A 15786-nucleotide genomic window follows, 5' to 3' on the forward strand; every position below is an offset into this window, starting at 1 on the left:
GGTGCGATGAGCGACGACCGTAACCCCCACGGTGGCCCCGACCAGGGTGCTTCGCAGCAGGGCAACCCCCAGCAGGGCAACCCTCAGCAGGGCAACCCCCAGACCCCCCAGCCGGGTCACCCTTACCACGCGGCCGGACACCATTCCGCACCGCAGGAACCGTGGCGTTACCAGTCCCAGACCCCCGGATACCCGGGTGCTGCGAGCCACCCCGACCAGGGCTACACGCAGCCCGGCTACCAGGCCGGATACCAGCCGACCGAGCAGTTCCCCGGGGTTGGAACCACCGGCACCCTGCCGACCACGGGCGCGCCGGTGGCTTCCGAGCCGCGCCGGGTGGGCCGGACCACGCTGATCGCCGGTGCCATCGCGCTGGCCCTGGTCAGCGGCGGAATCGGCGGTGCCGTCGGCTCCATCGCGACGTCGTCGAACGGCGGCAGCAACGCCCCGGTGTCGAACGCGCTCAACGCCCCCAAGGTCAGCACCAGCCCGGCGTCGAACGCGCCGGAGGGTTCCGTGCAGGCGGTCGCGGCCAAGGTCGTGCCGACCGTCGTCCAGATCCAGGTGGCCGGTAGTCGAGGCGAGGGCGAAGGGTCCGGCGTGATCCTGTCGTCCGACGGCCTGATCATGACCAACAACCACGTGGTGTCCGGCGGCGGCTCCGACGGCAAGCTGATGGTCGCCTTCGCCGACGGCACCACTGCTCCCGCGACACTGGTGGGGACGGACCCGACGTCCGACATCGCGGTGATCAAGGCCCAGGGCAAGTCGGACCTGACCCCGATCGAGCTCGGCTCGTCGGACGGTGTCCAGGTGGGGGAGCAGGTCGTCGCGATCGGTTCGCCGCTCGGCCTCGCCGGCACCGTCACGTCCGGCATCATCTCGGCCCTCGATCGGCCGGTGTCGACCAGCGGTGAGACGGGCAACCAGAACACCGTCATCGACGCGATCCAGACCGACGCCGCGATCAACCCCGGCAACTCGGGCGGAGCGCTGGTGAACATGAACGGGCAGTTGATCGGGATCAACACCGCGATCGCGACCGCCGGTGGTCAGGGCGGATCGATCGGTCTCGGCTTCGCGATCCCGGTCGACCAGGCCCGCCGGATCGCCGACGAACTCGTCAAGACCGGCAAGGCGACGCAGGCGATCATCGGCGTGCAGGTGTCCGCCAAGGAGACCACCGACGGTGCGGCCATCGTCGACGTCACGCCCGGTGGGCCGGCGGAGAAGGCAGGCATCCCCAAGGGTGCGATCGTCACCAAGGTCGACGACCGGATCGTCACCACCGGTGACTCGCTGATCGCGGCCATCCGGTCCCACGCCCCGGGCGACACCGTCAAGGTCACCTACAAGGACAGCGCGGGCAACGCCAAGACCGTCGACGTCCAGCTCGGCACCCAGACCCAGAGCGGGCGTTGATGGAATCTGGTCACCACCGGCCCCCGGCTCGGAATCTCACGCCGCTCCCGACACTGTCGGGCGGGCTGCCGGGGGCTGCCACTACGGTAGGGGCCATGGAACTCGAAGCACCGCTCGCCGGACGCGCGCTCGTCGTGATCGTCGATGACCGAACCGCGCACGGCGACGTCGACTCGACCGGACCGCTCGTGACCGAACTGCTCACCGAGGCCGGCTTCCTGGTCGACGCGACGGTGGCGGTGACCGCGGACGAGGTCGAGATCCGGAACGCACTCAACACCGCGGTGATCGGTGGTGTCGACCTGGTGATCTCGGTCGGCGGCACGGGTGTCTCGCCGCGCGACGTGACCCCCGACGCCACCGCCGAGGTGCTCGACCGCGAACTGCCGGGCATCAGCGAGGCACTGCGGTCCTCCGGACTCGCGGCCGGTGCGGTCGACGCCGTCATCTCGCGGGGACTCGTCGGGATCTCCGGGAGCACCTTGGTGGTCAACCTCGCGTCGTCCCGCGCCGCGGTGCGCGACGGTATGGCGACGCTCACCCCGCTGGCGAGCCACGTCATCGGGCAGCTGTCCAGCATCGACGAATAAGAGGAACAAGTAGGGCGGCAGCAACACAAATGTCGGAAGGAAAGACGGACACCGGCTCGGAGGCAGCGAGCCGGGCGTCGTCGACGTCCAGGCGGACCCGCATCGATCGGGCCCGTCTGGACGCCATTTTCGGGACCGTCCTGCCGGAGCAGACGTCCGACGAACGCTCCCGCGACGGTGCCGCGTCCTCGGACGGTGGCCAGGACGAGTGGCTGCGACGTCAGGTGCCGCCGCACCACGGCTGACCGATCGCAGCCGCCCCGGCGCCCTCTAGTCGAGGACTCGGGTGTGCTTGCCGTCCGTGTCACCACCGGCGGACTCGCCGATGCGGCCCTCGGCCAGGATGTCTCGGATCTGGATCAACAGGTCCGCCTCGCTCGCCTTCGTGTCTTCTTTCTCCGTCGCGAAGCGGGCCTTGACGGCGTTCGCGGGCACGATGAGCACGAAGTAGACGACCGCGGCAATGATGACGAAGTTGATGATCGCGGTCACCACGGCGCCGATGTTGACGAATGTCTCGGGGTTCCCGGCGATGACGTTGAAGCCCCACGCGTGATCTTCGGAGCCGCCGACCGCGGCCACCAGCGGATTGACGATGTTGCTGGTGAACGCGGTCACGATCGCGGTGAACGCGGCGCCGATGACGACCGCGACCGCGAGGTCGATGACGTTTCCTCGGAGCAGGAAGTCCTTGAATCCCTTGAGCACGTGATGTCCTATCTGTCTGTTTCCCGACCCGGGCGAGGCTAGTGCAGCGTCACCGTGATCGCGTCGGTGAGCGACGCCGCCGCGACAGCACTTGCCTCGGGCGCCGGTAGCGCGAGCATCACCACCTGGTCCCGTCGTGGACCCGACTGCTGTTCGCCGGACACGAGGACGACTGTCGCACCGGACGCGAGGATCGTTGCCGCGCGCGGCTGGGACGTATCGGCCGCGCGACTCCCGTCGACGGTGAGGACGTCGACGCGGTCGCCCTCGCGAATGAACTCGGCGAGCCCGGCGTCGGACAGGCGGACGGGAACTACACGGGCATCGACCGACCCCACGGCCGCCTCGGCGAGGCGTGGCCCGAGCAACCGAACATCGGTGAAGATCTCGCCGGCACGGACGGGGGAGGACACCGTGCGCCCCACCACTGCGGTGGGGTCGTCGACGGAGCCGTCGGGAAGGTCGGCGCGCGACCGCGCAGTGGTGCGGACGTCGTCGGACGTCACGACGTGCCCGGGAGTGAGATCGTGCGCCGCTACGACGGCAGGTTCACCGATGTCACCGCGGTTGTCGCGGACGAAGAGAACGAAGGCCACGACGACCAGTCCCGCCGCGGCGATCCGCCGTGCGGCATCGGTCCGGGCCCAGCCGGGCCGCAGCAGCCGACCGAGTCGGTCACCGAGAGTCGGAGCGAGCGATCTGCTGTGGTCGGTCGTGCGCCGCCGGAACAGGTCGTGAGGCATGGCGGGAACGGTAGGCCCGGGAAGGGTGGTCCGATCCTGTCGGAACCGCGGTTTTCAGCCCGCCTGTGGATGAAGGAGGGGCTGTGGAGAACCTGTGGTGGATCAGCTGGCGGCGGCCGGCGCCGAGGAGCTCGACGACGAGCTGGGGGTCGAGGAGGACGACGTGGTGGACGTGGACTCACTCTTCTTCGCCGGTTCGCTGGCGGTGCTCGATCCGCCGCGGCTGTCGGTGCGGTAGAAACCGCTGCCCTTGAAGACGATGCCGACCGAGTTGAACAGCTTGCGGAGCTTGCCGGAGCACTCCGGGCAGACGGTCAGGGTGTCGTCGGTGAACGACTGCACGATGTCGAATCGGTTGTCGCACTCGGTGCAGGCGTACGAGTAGGTGGGCACTGAGTCCTCCGCAGGTGTAGCGCATGGTGTAGTCAAACCGCAGGTGTTGGCACTCTACAGTCGACAGTGCCAACAGCGCGAACCAGCCGACTATTCCGACGGCATCGGGCCCACCTGGCGATTACTCCGGATCGCCCGCCCCGAGACGCACCAGCCCGCGACCGGGTGTGAGCGCGTGGGTCATCGCCACGTCGTGCGGATCACCCGGCAGGCGCGGCACCAACTCGCTGTCGCGGACGACGGCGACGAGCATCGCGCCGCGGTGCGCCATCCCCAGCGTGCGGTCGTAGAAACCGGCGCCCCGACCCAGCCGGACGCCCGTTTCGTCGACGGCCAGCGCCGGCACGAGGACCACGGAAGCGGTCCCGACCTCGGCGGACGGCAACACCGGACCGCTCGGCTCGCGCAGCCCGTAGCCGGCCGCGACGAGGTCGTCTCGGCCGGTGTACTCGGCCCACTCCAGCGGTCCGGGAACGCCGGTCACCGGCAGCAGGACCCGACGTCCCGAATCGCGCAGCGCGTCGAGCATCTCCAGCGAGCCGGGCTCGGTGCCGACCGGGACGTACGCGCAGACCGTGGTACCGACCATCGGGTCGGTCGGCACCGATGTGACGAACTCGACCAGCGCCGCCGCCTCGGCACGCCTGGTCTCGGGCGGCACCGCCTTGCGCTCGCTTAGCACACGGGTCCGCCATTCCGCTTTGGTCGGCACATTCATGATCGCCACCTTAGGATCGCTCCGACCGGCCGCGGGGGCCGGTGGATAGGGTGGTGAGTTATGACAGATGCCGTCACCAATGACAACAGGTGCTTTCGGACGGCGGTCGTTCCCGCTGCAGGTATGGGAACCCGGTTCCTACCTGCGACGAAGACCGTGCCGAAGGAGTTACTTCCGGTGGTCGACACCCCCGGTATCGAATTGGTGGCGGGAGAGGCGGCGGACTCCGGAGCCAACCGTCTGGTCATCGTGACCTCACCGGGCAAGGACGGCGTCGTCGCCCACTTCGTCGAGGACCTCGTCCTCGAGAGCAAGCTCGAAGCCAGCGGCAAGTACCACCTCCTGGAGAAGGTTCGGAAGGCCCCGGGACTGCTCGAGGTGGAGTCCGTCATCCAGGAACAGCCCCTCGGGCTCGGTCACGCCGTCAGCTGCGCCGAGGCAGTCCTCGACGCGGACGAGGACGCCATCGCGGTCCTGCTGCCCGACGACCTGGTGATGCCGCGTGGCGTGCTCGAGACGATGTCCCGCGTCCGGGCCAAGCGCGGTGGCACCGTGCTGTGTGCGATCGACGTGCCGAAGGATCAGGTCAGTGCCTACGGCGTGTTCGAGGTCGAGACCGTGCCGGACACCACCAACCCGGACGTCCTGAAGGTCACCGGCATGGTCGAGAAGCCGGCCATGGAGGACGCGCCGTCGACGTTCGCGGCGGCCGGTCGCTACCTGCTCGACCGGGCGATCTTCGACGCATTGCGCCGGATCACCCCGGGTGCCGGCGGTGAGCTCCAGCTCACCGACGCGATCGCGCTGCTGATCGAGGAGGGACACCCGGTCCACGTCGTGGTCCACCGCGGAACTCGACACGATCTGGGAAATCCCGGCGGCTACCTGCGGGCTGCGGTTGACTTTGCGTTGAACAGCGAGGAGTACGGCCCGTCTCTGCGCGAGTGGTTGACCGAGCGTCTCCAGCAGCCGTCCGGCGATTAGCAGCCGGTAGTACAGGGTCGGGTCGACACGGTCGGGAGGACGAGGAACCACATGCGCTCGGTTGAGGAGCAGCAATCGAGAGTCACTGCTGCCGCGGTCGCGCCCCGGCCCGTCCGGGTCGCGATCTCCGAGGCACAGGGATTGCTGTGCGCCGAAGAAGTGGTGACCGAACGGCCACTGCCGGGCTTCGACCAGGCCGCGATCGACGGGTACGCCGTACGCAGCGTCGACGTCCTCGCCGCGGGAACCGACATCCGCGGTGAGGACGGCGAGCCCACCGAGCTCACCCTGCCCGTCGTCGGCGAGGTGACCGCGGGCTCGCGCCAGCCGATCCGCCTACAGCCGCGTCAGGCGGTGCGGGTCGACACGGGTGCGCCGCTACCGACGTTGGCCGACGCGGTGCTGCCCATGGATCGCACGGACGGCGGGCATGCCCGGGTCAAGGTCTACAAGCCGGTCCGGTCGGGCGACTACGTCCGTCGCGCGGGCGACGACGTCCAGCCGGGCGACGTCGCGGTGCGCGCCGGCACGATCATCGGCGCCGCGCAGGTGGGACTGCTCGCCGCGGTCGGCCGGGACAAGGTCCTGGTGCACCCGCGGCCGCGCCTGTCGGTCATCTCGGTCGGCGGCGAGCTCGTCGACATCGACCGAACCCCCGGGCCGGGGCAGGTCTACGACGTCAACTCCTACGCCCTCGCGGCCGCCGCCCGTGATGCGGGCGCCGACGTCAATCGGGTCGGCATCGCGACGATGGACCCGCGCCGTCTGCGCGAGGTGGTCGAGGGGCAGCTGATCCGTTCGGAGATCGTCGTGATCGCGGGGGCCGTCGGCGGTGGCGCCTCCGACGAGGTTCGCGATGCGCTCGCCGACCTCGGGAATCTCGAGGTGGAGCGGGTGGCGATGCATCCCGGCTCGGTGCAGGGCTTCGGGCAGCTCGGACGTGACGAGGTGCCGACGTTCCTGCTGCCCTCCAACCCGGTGAGCGCACTGGTGGTCTTCGAGGTCATGGTCCGGCCGCTCATCCGCATCGCGTTGGGTCGCCGCCAGCCGATGCGCAGGATCGTCACCGCCAAGACGGTCAGCCCCATCACGTCGATCGCCGACCGCAAGGGTTTTCTGCGCGGGCAGTTGATGCGCGACGAGGGGACAGGGGAGTACCTCGTCCAGGCGCTCGGCGGGGCTCCGGGTGCGTCGTCGCATCTACTCGCGACGCTGGCCGAGGCCAACTGTCTGGTTCTGGTCGAGCCGGACGTCACCGAGATCCGGGCCGGCGAACAGGTGGAAGTCGCCTTCCTTGCGCAGCGGGGCTGAGCGCTCGATGTCGGTGCATCCGGGCTGGCCCGCTCGGGTCGGCCCCCTACGGGTACCGGCGGGACGAGTGACACTGCGGCCCATCCGACTGCGGGACGCCGCCGTCTGGAGTCGGCTGCGGATCGAGAATCAGGAACACCTCGAGCCGTGGGAGCCGACCGGGCAGGCGTCGTGGGTGGACCGGCATCACATCACCGCGTGGCCGGGTTTGTGCTCGAGTCTTCGCGCGGAGGCCCGCAAGGGGCGGATGCTGCCCATGGCCATCGAACTCGACGGCAGCTTCTGCGGCCAGATCACGGTCGGCAACATCGTGCGGGGGGCCCTGTGCTCGGCGTGGATCGGCTACTGGGTGTCCAAGGAGGTCGGCGGGCAGGGGATTGCGACGGCGGCGCTCGCGCTCGGGTTGGACCACTGCTTCGGACCGATGATGCTGCACCGGGTGGAGGCCACCGTACGGCCCGAGAATCTGGCCAGCCAGGCGGTCCTCCGGCATGCCGGATTCCGCGAGGAGGGGTTGTTGCGACGGTATCTCGACGTCGACGGCCAGTGGCGGGACCACCTGTTGGTGGCGATGACGGTCGAGGAGGTACCGGGTTCGGTGTCCGATCGGCTCGTGCGCGAGGGGCGCGCCGACTGGGTGTAGCGTGGCCCGGCTCGCACTCGGAAAGGCTCGAGTTTCGGTAGGCGCCACCGCGGTTTGCGATATTCGATCTCGATCACTCGCGCGGATTTCGGCGACTTGTTCTTCGAGAATTCGACAGGCGAAGGCCGACAATTCGGATCGGCCGCGATCTGGTACCGATTCTCGTCGATGCGTGAATCGTCGGAATTCGTTTCCGAAGGGTGGCGGGGTGCGATCCGTGCCCGGGCGGGCGATCGGGTCCGTCGGATTGACGGTGTGACGGCGTCCACGAATCTCGAGGCTGCAATTTCGTTCTCGAGAGGTGATAATCGAGTGACGGGTGTGACACCTGCGAAAGCTGAGTCGGCGCGTCTGCGGCGTTGACGGGGTGGATGCCACTACCCTGAACTGGTCAAGGGCGTCATCAGTGCTGGTAGACGAATGGGAGGAGGTCGCCGGTATGCCGAGTTCCTCGATCATCTGGATCGCGCTGGTTGCCGTCTGGCTGTTCGTCCTCGTTCCGATGCTTGTCAGTAAGCGGCCTCGGATCCGGCAGACGACGGATGCGGCGCTCGCCACTCGAGTGCTGTTCCGTGGCGGCGCGACTCGGCCGGCTCGTGGTCCGGCGGCGGGACATCGCAGTGATCCGAACTGGGAACACGGACCGACTTCGCAGAGCAGTGACACACACGGCGACGACGACACGTACGGAACACACGCGGAGGACCGAATGGATGTTCACGCCGACTCCGAGATGATGGACGACGAGATGGACCGTGAGCGCGGCGCTTCGCGGGATTTCGTGCCGAATCGGCGCGGTCGCGGAGGGTTCGACCCCGAGGCCGACGCCATCGCCCGAGCGGCCCGGTACCAGTTCCGGCAGCGTGCCGTGCTCGGTCTCGTGTTCGCGGCGATCATCACGGCGGCGCTCGCGATCGCCGTCACCCCCGTCATGTGGTGGGTGTTCGCCGCCGCTGCGCTCGGGTTCGTGGGTTACATGGCGTACCTGCGGCGTCAGGTGCACCTCGAGCAGGAGATTCGTCGTCGGCGGATGGCGCGCCTCGGCCGCTCCCGCCTGGGCGTGGAGTCCGACACCGACGAGGAACTGCGTCTGGTGCCGTCGCGGCTGCGGCGCGCCGGGGCCGTGGTGCTCGAGGTCGACGACGGAGATCCGGCGTTCGACCATCTCGAGCACTACGACGTCGAGGCCGCCGAGTACGGCGACGGGCGCGGCTACGACGGCTACCGTGACGACGGGATGCGGCGCGCGTCAGGGATGTGATGCTCTCGCGGCTCCGCGTAGCCGCCGAGAACGCAGGGCGCCCGGCCACCAGTACGGTGGCCGGGCGCCCTTTCCTTTTGCCGAGTGCTCCGTACCGAGCGCCGACTGCGCCTGACCAGGCGATTCGTTATCCGGGGTGATGTCCTGTTACAGTTTCCGAGCGGTCAGCGAAAGCAAGACCGTGGTTCGGGGCTGTGGCGCAGTTGGTAGCGCGCTTCGTTCGCATCGAAGAGGTCAGGGGTTCGATTCCCCTCAGCTCCACAATGAGAAAGGCCCCCTCCTTCGGGAGGGGGCCTTTCTCGTGTCTGGAGCTTCGTCTGGGGGCTTCGCGTCGATGTCTCGATGTCCGGCGCCAGGTACGGTGACTGCGCTCGCGCCGGATCGGTCCGGTGGGTCGTGGTTCTACTAGCGGGATGCGTCCGGCGGGATCTCGGGGAGGCCCTCGGCGGCCCGCAGCTTCTCTGCGAGCGTGGTCAGGAGCGCCTGCGAATCCTCGGACAGGTCGAAGGCGCGGGTCGTGAGTCGGCGGAGCCCGTAGCCCTGCAGTTGCGACACCAGCTCGAGATCGTGGTCGACCTTGGACGCATAGACGTCGTTGAAGAAGTACGCCGGCTTCACCTTGAAGAACTTCGCGAAAGCCGCCACGGTCTCGTCCGACGGGTTGCACCGCTGGCCCGAACGCAGCTGCGAGATGTACGGCTTGGAGATCTGGTGGCCGTCGGCGATGAGGGCGTTCGCCACCTCTGCGTTCGTGTGCGGTTTCCGGCCGGGAGGGTGGACGGTATCGAAGAGCTTGTTGAGCCGTGCGGCGAAGTCAGACATCGCGACGATAGTAGCACCGAGAATAACCGGCGGGTAGCTCGAAAGGTGCAATTGGTCGACCGTTCGGAGGACGACTTCATTGCCCCGTTCGAGACGTTGGAACAGTGCCTTGGCACGCCAATAACCTTGTGATAGCTCGTTGTGTCGGTTGGCGGTAACGATGTTGGTCCGGGATCGTCGGATCCTGGAAAATGCGGGTGCCTCCGTGGAAACTGGGACCCATGGACCGCAGAATGAGCGACAACGAATTGCGCCGGGCGATTCGCGTGCTGCGTGAGCGGGCGGACGATGCGCGCAGCCATGGTCGTCCCGAGGACGCGGACGGGATCGAGAAGACCATCCGCGACTACCAGGACGAGATGACCCAGCGCCTGTAGTGCTCGTCCCACGACCTCCGGCGCCGCCGTCGTCGGCGCCGGACTCGTCGAGCGCGTAAGTGGCGTGCGCCACGTACACTGCCGACACGGACCGAACCGATCGGCGAAGGTGGGGGACTGCACGCGATGGCGATCAAGACGCTCGACGGCAAGAAATGCCTGATCACCGGGGCTGCCAGTGGAATCGGCCGGGCGACTGCGATCGCAGCCGGCGCCCGTGGCGCCCACCTGTTCCTCACCGACGTGAACGAGGTCGGCCTCGCCGAGACAGTCGCCGTCATCGGTGGCGCCGGCGGGACCGTCAGCTTCTCGCGTGCCCTCGACATCTCCGACTTCGATGCGGTCACGGCCTTCGCGGACGAGATCGACGACCAGTTCGGCAGCCTCGACATCGTGATGAACGTCGCGGGCATCTCGGCATGGGGCACCGTCGAGAACCTCGAACACCGGCATTGGAAGTCGATGGTCGACGTCAACCTGATGGGACCCATCCACATCATCGAGCGGTTCGTGCCGCCGATGATCGCCGCCGGACGGGGCGGGCACCTGGTGAACGTGTCCTCGGCGGCCGGCTTGCTGGCATTGCCCTGGCATGCCGCTTACAGCGCCAGCAAGTTCGGGTTGCGGGGAGTTTCCGAGGTGCTGCGGTTCGACCTCAAGCGGCACGGGATCGGGGTGAGCCTCGTCGTACCCGGCGGAGTCCGCACGCCGCTCGTGGGCACCGTGCAGATCGCCGGGGTGGACCGGTCCGACCCGCGAGTGGAGAAGCTCACCCGTCGGTTCGAGAAGCGTGCGGTCACACCCGAGAAGGTGGCAGCCTGCATTCTCGCCGGCATCGAGAAGAACCGCTTCATGGTCTACACCTCTCCGGACGTCCGATTCGGGTATTGGTGGGCGCGCAAGTTCGCTCCGCCGTACGAGTTCGTCATGCAGAAGGCCAACGACCAGTTCAGCAAGCTCCTGTAGCGGAGGCGGCAACGCCGGCGGGAACGGATGCGGCCCGGGGCCGCAGCGCCCCGCTGTGCATCTCGTACGCCGCGTCCACGAGGTCGAGTTGGCTGAGGTCGTGGGTCACCATGACCGTCGCGACCGAGCGTTCCCGACTGAGGTCCGCGAGCAGCGCGACGATCTCCCGGCTGCGGTCCTCGTCCAGCGCCGAGGTCGGTTCGTCGACCAACAGCACCGCCGGGTCGTTCACGAGCGATCGGGCGATCGCCACCCGCTGACGCTGTCCGCCGGAGAGCTGGTTCGGGCGCCGGTCCAGCTGGCCCTCCAGCCCGAGGCTGCTGAGCAGGTCCCGGGCCCGCCGGCGGCTCTCGCGGACCGAGCCGCCGTTCAGGTGGGTGATCATCTGCAGCTGCTCGGTCGCGGTGAGGGACGGCAGCAGGTTCGACTGCTGGAACACGAAGCCGAGCTTCTCGCGGCGCACGTCGGTGCGGGCCGCGCGGTCGAGGCCGGTGACATCGGTCCCGTCGATGGCCACGGTGCCGGAGTCGGGCGAGGTCAGCAGCCCGGCAACCGCGAGGAGGCTCGACTTGCCCGACCCGGACGGGCCGGTGACGGCGACCAGTTCGCCGCGGTCCACGCGGAGGCTCACGTCGTCGAGGGCGCGCATTCGGGTGTCGCCGTCGGGGTAGGTGAGGACGATGTCGCGGAGGTCGATGCTCATGGGGATGTCCTTTCGGGAGTGGTCGGCCGGCTCAGCGGGCGGTCGCGAGCGCAGCCTGCGGGTCGATCGAGACGATGCGGGCCAGGGCGGCGGTGGCGCCCACCATGCCCATGACGATCAGCGCGACGAACGGGACGAGCGTGCTGGACGGCGTCAGCGTGAAGGGCACGAACTGCGACGCGACCGCGCCCAGTCCCACCGCGGCGAGGGTGCCGAGGCCGGCGCCGATCACGAGGACGATCAGCGACTGGCCGAGGGCGTCCTTGAGCAGGTACTTCGTCGACGCGCCGACGGCCTTGAGGACCGCGAGGTCCTGGCTGCGCTGGATGGTCCAGACGGTGAAGAACGCGCCGACCACGAGGGCGCTGACGGTCATCAGCATCACCTGCATGAGCAGCAAGGACCCGCGCTCGGACGTGTAGGAGCCGATCGCGTTGAGGGCGCCCTTCTCGTCGGTGATCGATGTCTTGGTCGCGGCGGCGGCGCTGTCCGCGTCGAATCCGCCCGACGTGCGCAGCGCGATCACGGTGCCGTCGCTGCCGCCTGCGGACGGCAGCTGCGTCCACATCTCGTGGTCGATCCACACCACGGGCTGGTGGCTGTACAAGGAGTCGTCCACGAGCGCGGTGATGGTGAACGTCTGTGTGCCGATGGTGATTCGGCTGCCGACGTCCCATCCGTTGTCCTTCGCGAGGTCGGCGTCGACTGCGGCCGACCCGGCGTCGAGCGGGACCGGGGCGGCGAAGGAGTGGCCGTCGACGCCGAACGCGGACGCCGCCACCTCCCGGCTCCCCACGGTGATCCGGACCGGCGCGATGCCGATGACGGCGGCCTCGTCGACGCCGGTCGTAGCGGCGAGAGTGTCTCGCTGCTGTTCGGTGACGGTGGACTCGCCGAACGAGAGCGACTGGCCTTCGGCGGGCTCGCCGAATGCGAAACGATCGGCGCCGATGTGTTTCACGGCGGCGATCGATTGGTTGCCCAGTCCTGTGGTCAGCCCTGACAGCATGACGACCATCAGAGAGATCAGGAACAGAGCCGAACTCATGAGGGTGAATCGGCCCTTGGCGAAGCGGAGATCTCGAATACTGAGGAACATGTCATCCACCCTCGCGTGGAGGAGGGGTCCGGGGCATCGCACATCGGTTGAGTTCCCTGGTCCATCGAAAGTTGGAGATGGCGGTGCGCGGGCGGCTGAGGCCGTGTCGGCGGTGTTAGCGTGAGTGAAATGCAGACCTCTGACGCGTACCACCCGGGCGGTGTCGCCCCGGTGCTGCGCGCGATGCGGATCGGCGCGCACCTCCTGTTCGTGCTCCTGCTCGCCGTCGGCGTCGGACGGGTGATCGCCTCGCAGGGTCTCCACGGCTGGTGGATCGTGGTGCTCGCGGGCGCCGAACTCGGCTGGTACGTGTGCGGGGTCTTCTTCGTCGAGCGCGGCCGGGGTGGCGGCAAGGCGGACAAGGCGTCGGGGCGGGCGTGGCTCGCGATCCTCGTCCTCGGCTGGCTGGTGCTGGTGGCCTCGAACCCCGACTTCGTGTGGGTCTCGTTCGCGCTGTTCTTCCTGTGTTTCCATCTCCTGTCGATCCCGCGGGCGCTCGGCGCGACGGCGGCGCTGACGGCGGTGTCGATCGGGGCGAGCCTGTGGCACGGCGTGTCCAACACGATGGCGTCCATCCTGGGACCCGTGATCGGAGCGGCGGTCGCCGCCGGCATGGCGATGGTGTACGAGCAGTTGGTGCGAGAGGCGAGGGAGCGGCAGGTGTTGGTCGACGAGCTCACCGAGGCTCATCGTGAGCTCCTCGGTGCGCAGGACGAACTGGTTGCGCTGCAACGGGAATCGGGCGCACTGGCCGAGCGGTCCAGGCTGGCCCGCGACATCCACGACACGCTCGCGCAGGGGTTCTCGTCGATCCTGCTGCTCGCGCGCGCGGGGCTGCGTGGCACCGAGACCGGGCCGATCTTCACGCAGATCGCCGACACCGCGCAGCAGAATCTCGTCGAGGCCCGCCGGGTGGTGGCCGCTCTCGCGCCCGCCGACCTCGAGTCGGCACCGCTCGAGTCGGCACTGCGTCGATTGCTCGACCAACTGTCCGACCAGACCGGTATCACCGGGGAACTGGTCACGGATGGCGCGCAGGCAGCACTCTCGATGGACTACGACGTGGCCCTGCTGCGGGTGGCGCAGAGCGCGCTCGCGAACGTCCGCCTGCACTCGCAGGCGCGGCGGGTGCGGCTGACGCTGAGCTACGCGGCCGACGAGGTGCGCCTCGACATCGTCGACGACGGGGTCGGCTTCGACCAGCGCGAGGCCGGCGGGTTCGGTCTGCGAGCGATGCGGGATCGGCTCGCAGAGCTGGGCGGCACGCTGGTGGTCGAGTCCGCTCCGGGTGACGGAACAGCGGTTGCCGCAACGCTTCCCGTCGGGAGGCCGGCGTGAGCGAGGTCAGGGTCCTCCTGGTCGACGACCATCCGGTGGTGCGTGCCGGACTGCGTGCGTTGCTGGCGTCGCACGACCGGGTCGAGGTGGTGGCCGAGGCGTCGTCGGGCGAGGAGGCGGTGGCGTTGGCGGCGACCGCGAAACCCGATGTGGTGCTGATGGATCTGCGACTCGGTGCCGGCATCGACGGGGCGACCGCGACGGCGAAGATCACCGCGGTGCCCGAGCCGCCGCGGGTGGTGGTGCTCACGACGTACGACACCGACGCCGACATCCTGCGGGCGGTGGAGGCGGGCGCGTCCGGCTACCTGCTCAAGGACACCGCCCCGCACGTGCTGATCGACTCGGTGTTCGCCGCCGCGCGCGGCGAGACGGTGCTCGATCCCGAGGTGGCGCAGAGGCTGTATCGGCGGATGCAGCAACCGCGTGCCGACCTGAGTGCGCGTGAGATCGAGGTGCTGGCGCTCGTGGCCCAGGGGCTGTCGAATCGGGCAATTGCGAAGCAGCTGTTCGTCAGTGAGGCGACCGTGAAGTCGCACCTGGTGCACGCGTTCACGAAACTCGACGTCGACAGTCGCACGGCCGCCGTCGCCGCAGCCCGCGAACGCGGCCTCATCGCCTGATCGATCCGGTACCGTCGGCGGCATGCCGAAGCGATTCGAGTTCTCGGCCGAGTTCGATCATCCCGTCGAGCGCGTGCATGCGCTGCTGATCGACGAGGACTACTGGCGCTCGCGCGCGGCCGAGGGGGCGCGTGCGGCGGTGCGCGTCGACGAGACGATGGACGACGACGGGCAACCGGTCGTGACGGTGACGATGACCGAAACCGTCGATACGGACAACTTTCCGGCCCTGGTGCGCAAGGTGATTCGCGGTGAGGTGCGGATGGAGCGGGTCGACGCATGGCGGCCCGTCGACGCCGGCGCCGCGAACGGGCTGGTCACCGGGCGCTCCACCGGGATCCCCGTCGCGATCGACGGGCAGTACGCGCTGCGCCCGAACGGGGCGGGGTCGGTGCTCGACGTGCGCGGCACCATCACGGTGCGCATCCCGCTGGTCGGTGGGCAGATCGAGCTGCTGGCGCGTCAGATGGTGTCCCAGATGATCGAGCGCGACCGCAGCGAGGCGCAGAGCCGCCTGGACGGCGACGGCGCGTGACCTCAGTCCACCTCGACGTCGATCACGCGGGCGCCCGGACCCTCGCTGCCCAGTTCGTCGTGCGGGTTGGCCAGCGTGCAGCTCGCGAGTGAGAGGCACCCGCAGCCGATGCAGTTGGTGAGGTCGTCGCGCAGCCGGGTCAACTGCTCGATGCGGCGGTCGAGGTCGGCGTGCCAGCGGGTCGACAGGCGCGCCCAGTCGTTGCGGGTGGGCGTGCGGCCGTCGGGCAGGGTCGAGAGGGCGTCGCGGATCTCGGCGAGGGGGATACCGACGCGCTGCGACAACCGGATGAACGCGACCCGGCGGAGCACCTCCCGCTTGTAGCGGCGCTGGTTGCCGCTGGTGCGGCGGCTCGAGATCAGGCCCTCGCGTTCGTAGAAGTGCAGTGCCGACACCGCCACGCCGCTGCGCTCGGACAGTTGTCCGGGGGTGAGCTCCTTGGTGTTCCATTCGGGCTTGTCCACGATGTCCGCCTTTCCCGAGCCCACAACCTCGACCATAGTCGAGGATTGCGGGATGCCGACGGCCGCGCGCGGGACTACCGTTTACC

At 68.9% G+C, this 15786-nt stretch carries 20 protein-coding genes and 1 tRNA gene; 13 read left to right on the plus strand and 8 right to left on the minus strand.

Going from position 1 to position 15786, the window contains the following annotated elements:
- Nucleotides 1-6 precede the first annotated feature (6 nt).
- The 3 genes from ACQ5DX_RS03825 (at nucleotide 7) to ACQ5DX_RS03835 (ending at nucleotide 2257) form a co-directional block, all read left to right on the plus strand.
- Nucleotides 7-1422 (plus strand): trypsin-like peptidase domain-containing protein, encoded by a 1416-nt coding sequence (locus tag ACQ5DX_RS03825; protein ID WP_430331357.1) that lies wholly within the window; start codon nucleotides 7-9, stop codon nucleotides 1420-1422.
- Between the two features lie 95 nt (nucleotides 1423-1517).
- Nucleotides 1518-2012: a MogA/MoaB family molybdenum cofactor biosynthesis protein gene (locus ACQ5DX_RS03830; RefSeq protein WP_280762657.1), complete on the plus strand. Its 495-nt coding sequence runs from the start codon at nucleotides 1518-1520 to the stop codon at nucleotides 2010-2012.
- A gap of 29 nt (nucleotides 2013-2041) precedes the next feature.
- A complete protein-coding gene (locus tag ACQ5DX_RS03835; RefSeq protein WP_430331358.1) occupies nucleotides 2042-2257 on the plus strand; it encodes a hypothetical protein in 216 nt (71 codons plus the stop codon).
- A gap of 25 nt (nucleotides 2258-2282) precedes the next feature.
- Here the strand turns inward: ACQ5DX_RS03835 and mscL are convergent, their stop codons facing one another.
- From mscL to ACQ5DX_RS03855, 4 genes are all read right to left on the minus strand, one after another.
- The gene (mscL, locus tag ACQ5DX_RS03840; RefSeq protein ID WP_430331359.1) at nucleotides 2283-2720 is read right to left on the minus strand and encodes a large conductance mechanosensitive channel protein MscL; all 438 of its coding nucleotides are present in this window, start codon (nucleotides 2718-2720) and stop codon (nucleotides 2283-2285) included.
- A 38-nt stretch (nucleotides 2721-2758) separates the two neighbouring features.
- Complete coding sequence (locus ACQ5DX_RS03845) at nucleotides 2759-3463, minus strand: RcpC/CpaB family pilus assembly protein (RefSeq protein WP_430331360.1); 705 nt, start codon at nucleotides 3461-3463, stop codon at nucleotides 2759-2761.
- Nucleotides 3464-3565: 102 nt separating this feature from the next.
- Nucleotides 3566-3856: an FmdB family zinc ribbon protein gene (locus tag ACQ5DX_RS03850; protein ID WP_430331361.1), complete on the minus strand. Its 291-nt coding sequence runs from the start codon at nucleotides 3854-3856 to the stop codon at nucleotides 3566-3568.
- 121 nt (nucleotides 3857-3977) lie between these two features.
- Nucleotides 3978-4574 carry a 5-formyltetrahydrofolate cyclo-ligase gene (locus ACQ5DX_RS03855; protein ID WP_430331362.1) on the minus strand — a complete coding sequence of 199 codons (597 nt, stop codon included), beginning with the start codon at nucleotides 4572-4574 and terminating at the stop codon, nucleotides 3978-3980.
- A gap of 60 nt (nucleotides 4575-4634) precedes the next feature.
- Here ACQ5DX_RS03855 and ACQ5DX_RS03860 point away from each other — a divergent pair, with 60 nt between their 5' ends.
- The 5 genes from ACQ5DX_RS03860 to ACQ5DX_RS03880 all read left to right on the plus strand — a co-directional run bounded on the left by ACQ5DX_RS03860 (nucleotide 4635) and on the right by ACQ5DX_RS03880 (nucleotide 9034).
- Nucleotides 4635-5558, plus strand: a complete 924-nt coding sequence (locus tag ACQ5DX_RS03860; protein WP_430331363.1) for a UTP--glucose-1-phosphate uridylyltransferase — start codon at nucleotides 4635-4637, stop codon at nucleotides 5556-5558.
- A 51-nt stretch (nucleotides 5559-5609) separates the two neighbouring features.
- A complete protein-coding gene (glp, locus tag ACQ5DX_RS03865) occupies nucleotides 5610-6869 on the plus strand; it encodes a molybdotransferase-like divisome protein Glp (RefSeq protein WP_430331364.1) in 1260 nt (419 codons plus the stop codon).
- 7 nt (nucleotides 6870-6876) lie between these two features.
- Nucleotides 6877-7512: a GNAT family N-acetyltransferase gene (locus ACQ5DX_RS03870; RefSeq protein WP_430331365.1), complete on the plus strand. Its 636-nt coding sequence runs from the start codon at nucleotides 6877-6879 to the stop codon at nucleotides 7510-7512.
- Between the two features lie 439 nt (nucleotides 7513-7951).
- Nucleotides 7952-8773: a divisome protein SepX/GlpR gene (gene sepX, locus ACQ5DX_RS03875; RefSeq protein ID WP_430331366.1), complete on the plus strand. Its 822-nt coding sequence runs from the start codon at nucleotides 7952-7954 to the stop codon at nucleotides 8771-8773.
- Nucleotides 8774-8961: 188 nt separating this feature from the next.
- A tRNA-Ala gene (locus ACQ5DX_RS03880) sits at nucleotides 8962-9034 on the plus strand.
- A gap of 144 nt (nucleotides 9035-9178) precedes the next feature.
- On the opposite strand, the gene ACQ5DX_RS03885 is transcribed toward ACQ5DX_RS03880, so the two are convergent.
- On the minus strand, nucleotides 9179-9595 hold the full coding sequence (locus tag ACQ5DX_RS03885; RefSeq protein WP_430331367.1) for a helix-turn-helix domain-containing protein: 417 nt from the start codon (nucleotides 9593-9595) through the stop codon (nucleotides 9179-9181).
- Between the two features lie 233 nt (nucleotides 9596-9828).
- Here ACQ5DX_RS03885 and ACQ5DX_RS03890 point away from each other — a divergent pair, with 233 nt between their 5' ends.
- Entirely contained in the window at nucleotides 9829-9972 is a 144-nt protein-coding gene (locus ACQ5DX_RS03890) for a hypothetical protein (RefSeq protein WP_164877481.1), read from the plus strand.
- 126 nt (nucleotides 9973-10098) lie between these two features.
- Nucleotides 10099-10938, plus strand: coding sequence for an SDR family oxidoreductase (locus tag ACQ5DX_RS03895; RefSeq protein ID WP_430331368.1), 840 nt, complete (start codon nucleotides 10099-10101; stop codon nucleotides 10936-10938).
- On the opposite strand, the gene ACQ5DX_RS03900 is transcribed toward ACQ5DX_RS03895, so the two are convergent.
- Nucleotides 10922-11641: an ABC transporter ATP-binding protein gene (locus ACQ5DX_RS03900; protein WP_430331369.1), complete on the minus strand. Its 720-nt coding sequence runs from the start codon at nucleotides 11639-11641 to the stop codon at nucleotides 10922-10924. The genes ACQ5DX_RS03895 and ACQ5DX_RS03900 overlap by 17 nt on opposite strands.
- Nucleotides 11642-11672: 31 nt before the next feature.
- Nucleotides 11673-12740, minus strand: coding sequence for an ABC transporter permease (locus tag ACQ5DX_RS03905; RefSeq protein ID WP_430331370.1), 1068 nt, complete (start codon nucleotides 12738-12740; stop codon nucleotides 11673-11675).
- Between the two features lie 129 nt (nucleotides 12741-12869).
- On the opposite strand from ACQ5DX_RS03905, the gene ACQ5DX_RS03910 reads away from it, so the two are divergent.
- From ACQ5DX_RS03910 to ACQ5DX_RS03920, 3 genes are read left to right on the plus strand one after another with little or no spacing between them, the layout of a single operon-like run.
- On the plus strand, nucleotides 12870-14078 hold the full coding sequence (locus ACQ5DX_RS03910) for a sensor histidine kinase (protein WP_430331371.1): 1209 nt from the start codon (nucleotides 12870-12872) through the stop codon (nucleotides 14076-14078).
- The gene (locus ACQ5DX_RS03915; protein WP_430331372.1) at nucleotides 14075-14701 is read left to right on the plus strand and encodes a response regulator; all 627 of its coding nucleotides are present in this window, start codon (nucleotides 14075-14077) and stop codon (nucleotides 14699-14701) included. The genes ACQ5DX_RS03910 and ACQ5DX_RS03915 overlap by 4 nt, the downstream gene beginning before the upstream one ends.
- 22 nt (nucleotides 14702-14723) lie before the next feature.
- On the plus strand, nucleotides 14724-15236 hold the full coding sequence (locus ACQ5DX_RS03920) for a DUF2505 domain-containing protein (RefSeq protein ID WP_430331373.1): 513 nt from the start codon (nucleotides 14724-14726) through the stop codon (nucleotides 15234-15236).
- 2 nt (nucleotides 15237-15238) lie between these two features.
- On the opposite strand, the gene soxR is transcribed toward ACQ5DX_RS03920, so the two are convergent.
- A complete protein-coding gene (soxR, locus tag ACQ5DX_RS03925; RefSeq protein ID WP_430335536.1) occupies nucleotides 15239-15700 on the minus strand; it encodes a redox-sensitive transcriptional activator SoxR in 462 nt (153 codons plus the stop codon).
- Nucleotides 15701-15786: the final 86 nt, after the last annotated feature.

Origin of the sequence: Rhodococcus sp. ACT016, from assembly GCF_050477185.1 — a bacterium.
In the GTDB taxonomy this organism is placed as follows: Bacteria; Actinomycetota; Actinomycetes; order Mycobacteriales; family Mycobacteriaceae; genus Prescottella.

What these genes read in the sequence shown, in the direction of transcription:
- ACQ5DX_RS03860 (WP_430331363.1), top strand. Translation starts at nt 4,635, where the DNA reads ATGACAGATGCCGTCACCAATGACAACAGGTGCTTTCGGACGGCGGTC.
- ACQ5DX_RS03870 (WP_430331365.1), top strand. Translation starts at nt 6,877, where the DNA reads ATGTCGGTGCATCCGGGCTGGCCCGCTCGGGTCGGCCCCCTACGGGTA.
- ACQ5DX_RS03895 (WP_430331368.1), top strand. Translation starts at nt 10,099, where the DNA reads ATGGCGATCAAGACGCTCGACGGCAAGAAATGCCTGATCACCGGGGCT.
- sepX (WP_430331366.1), top strand. Translation starts at nt 7,952, where the DNA reads ATGCCGAGTTCCTCGATCATCTGGATCGCGCTGGTTGCCGTCTGGCTG.
- ACQ5DX_RS03855 (WP_430331362.1), bottom strand. Translation starts at nt 4,574, where the DNA reads ATGAATGTGCCGACCAAAGCGGAATGGCGGACCCGTGTGCTAAGCGAG.
- ACQ5DX_RS03845 (WP_430331360.1), bottom strand. Translation starts at nt 3,463, where the DNA reads ATGCCTCACGACCTGTTCCGGCGGCGCACGACCGACCACAGCAGATCG.
- ACQ5DX_RS03835 (WP_430331358.1), top strand. Translation starts at nt 2,042, where the DNA reads ATGTCGGAAGGAAAGACGGACACCGGCTCGGAGGCAGCGAGCCGGGCG.
- ACQ5DX_RS03905 (WP_430331370.1), bottom strand. Translation starts at nt 12,740, where the DNA reads ATGTTCCTCAGTATTCGAGATCTCCGCTTCGCCAAGGGCCGATTCACC.
- ACQ5DX_RS03890 (WP_164877481.1), top strand. Translation starts at nt 9,829, where the DNA reads ATGAGCGACAACGAATTGCGCCGGGCGATTCGCGTGCTGCGTGAGCGG.
- glp (WP_430331364.1), top strand. Translation starts at nt 5,610, where the DNA reads ATGCGCTCGGTTGAGGAGCAGCAATCGAGAGTCACTGCTGCCGCGGTC.
- ACQ5DX_RS03825 (WP_430331357.1), top strand. Translation starts at nt 7, where the DNA reads ATGAGCGACGACCGTAACCCCCACGGTGGCCCCGACCAGGGTGCTTCG.
- ACQ5DX_RS03830 (WP_280762657.1), top strand. Translation starts at nt 1,518, where the DNA reads ATGGAACTCGAAGCACCGCTCGCCGGACGCGCGCTCGTCGTGATCGTC.
- ACQ5DX_RS03900 (WP_430331369.1), bottom strand. Translation starts at nt 11,641, where the DNA reads ATGAGCATCGACCTCCGCGACATCGTCCTCACCTACCCCGACGGCGAC.
- ACQ5DX_RS03910 (WP_430331371.1), top strand. Translation starts at nt 12,870, where the DNA reads ATGCAGACCTCTGACGCGTACCACCCGGGCGGTGTCGCCCCGGTGCTG.
- ACQ5DX_RS03885 (WP_430331367.1), bottom strand. Translation starts at nt 9,595, where the DNA reads ATGTCTGACTTCGCCGCACGGCTCAACAAGCTCTTCGATACCGTCCAC.
- ACQ5DX_RS03920 (WP_430331373.1), top strand. Translation starts at nt 14,724, where the DNA reads ATGCCGAAGCGATTCGAGTTCTCGGCCGAGTTCGATCATCCCGTCGAG.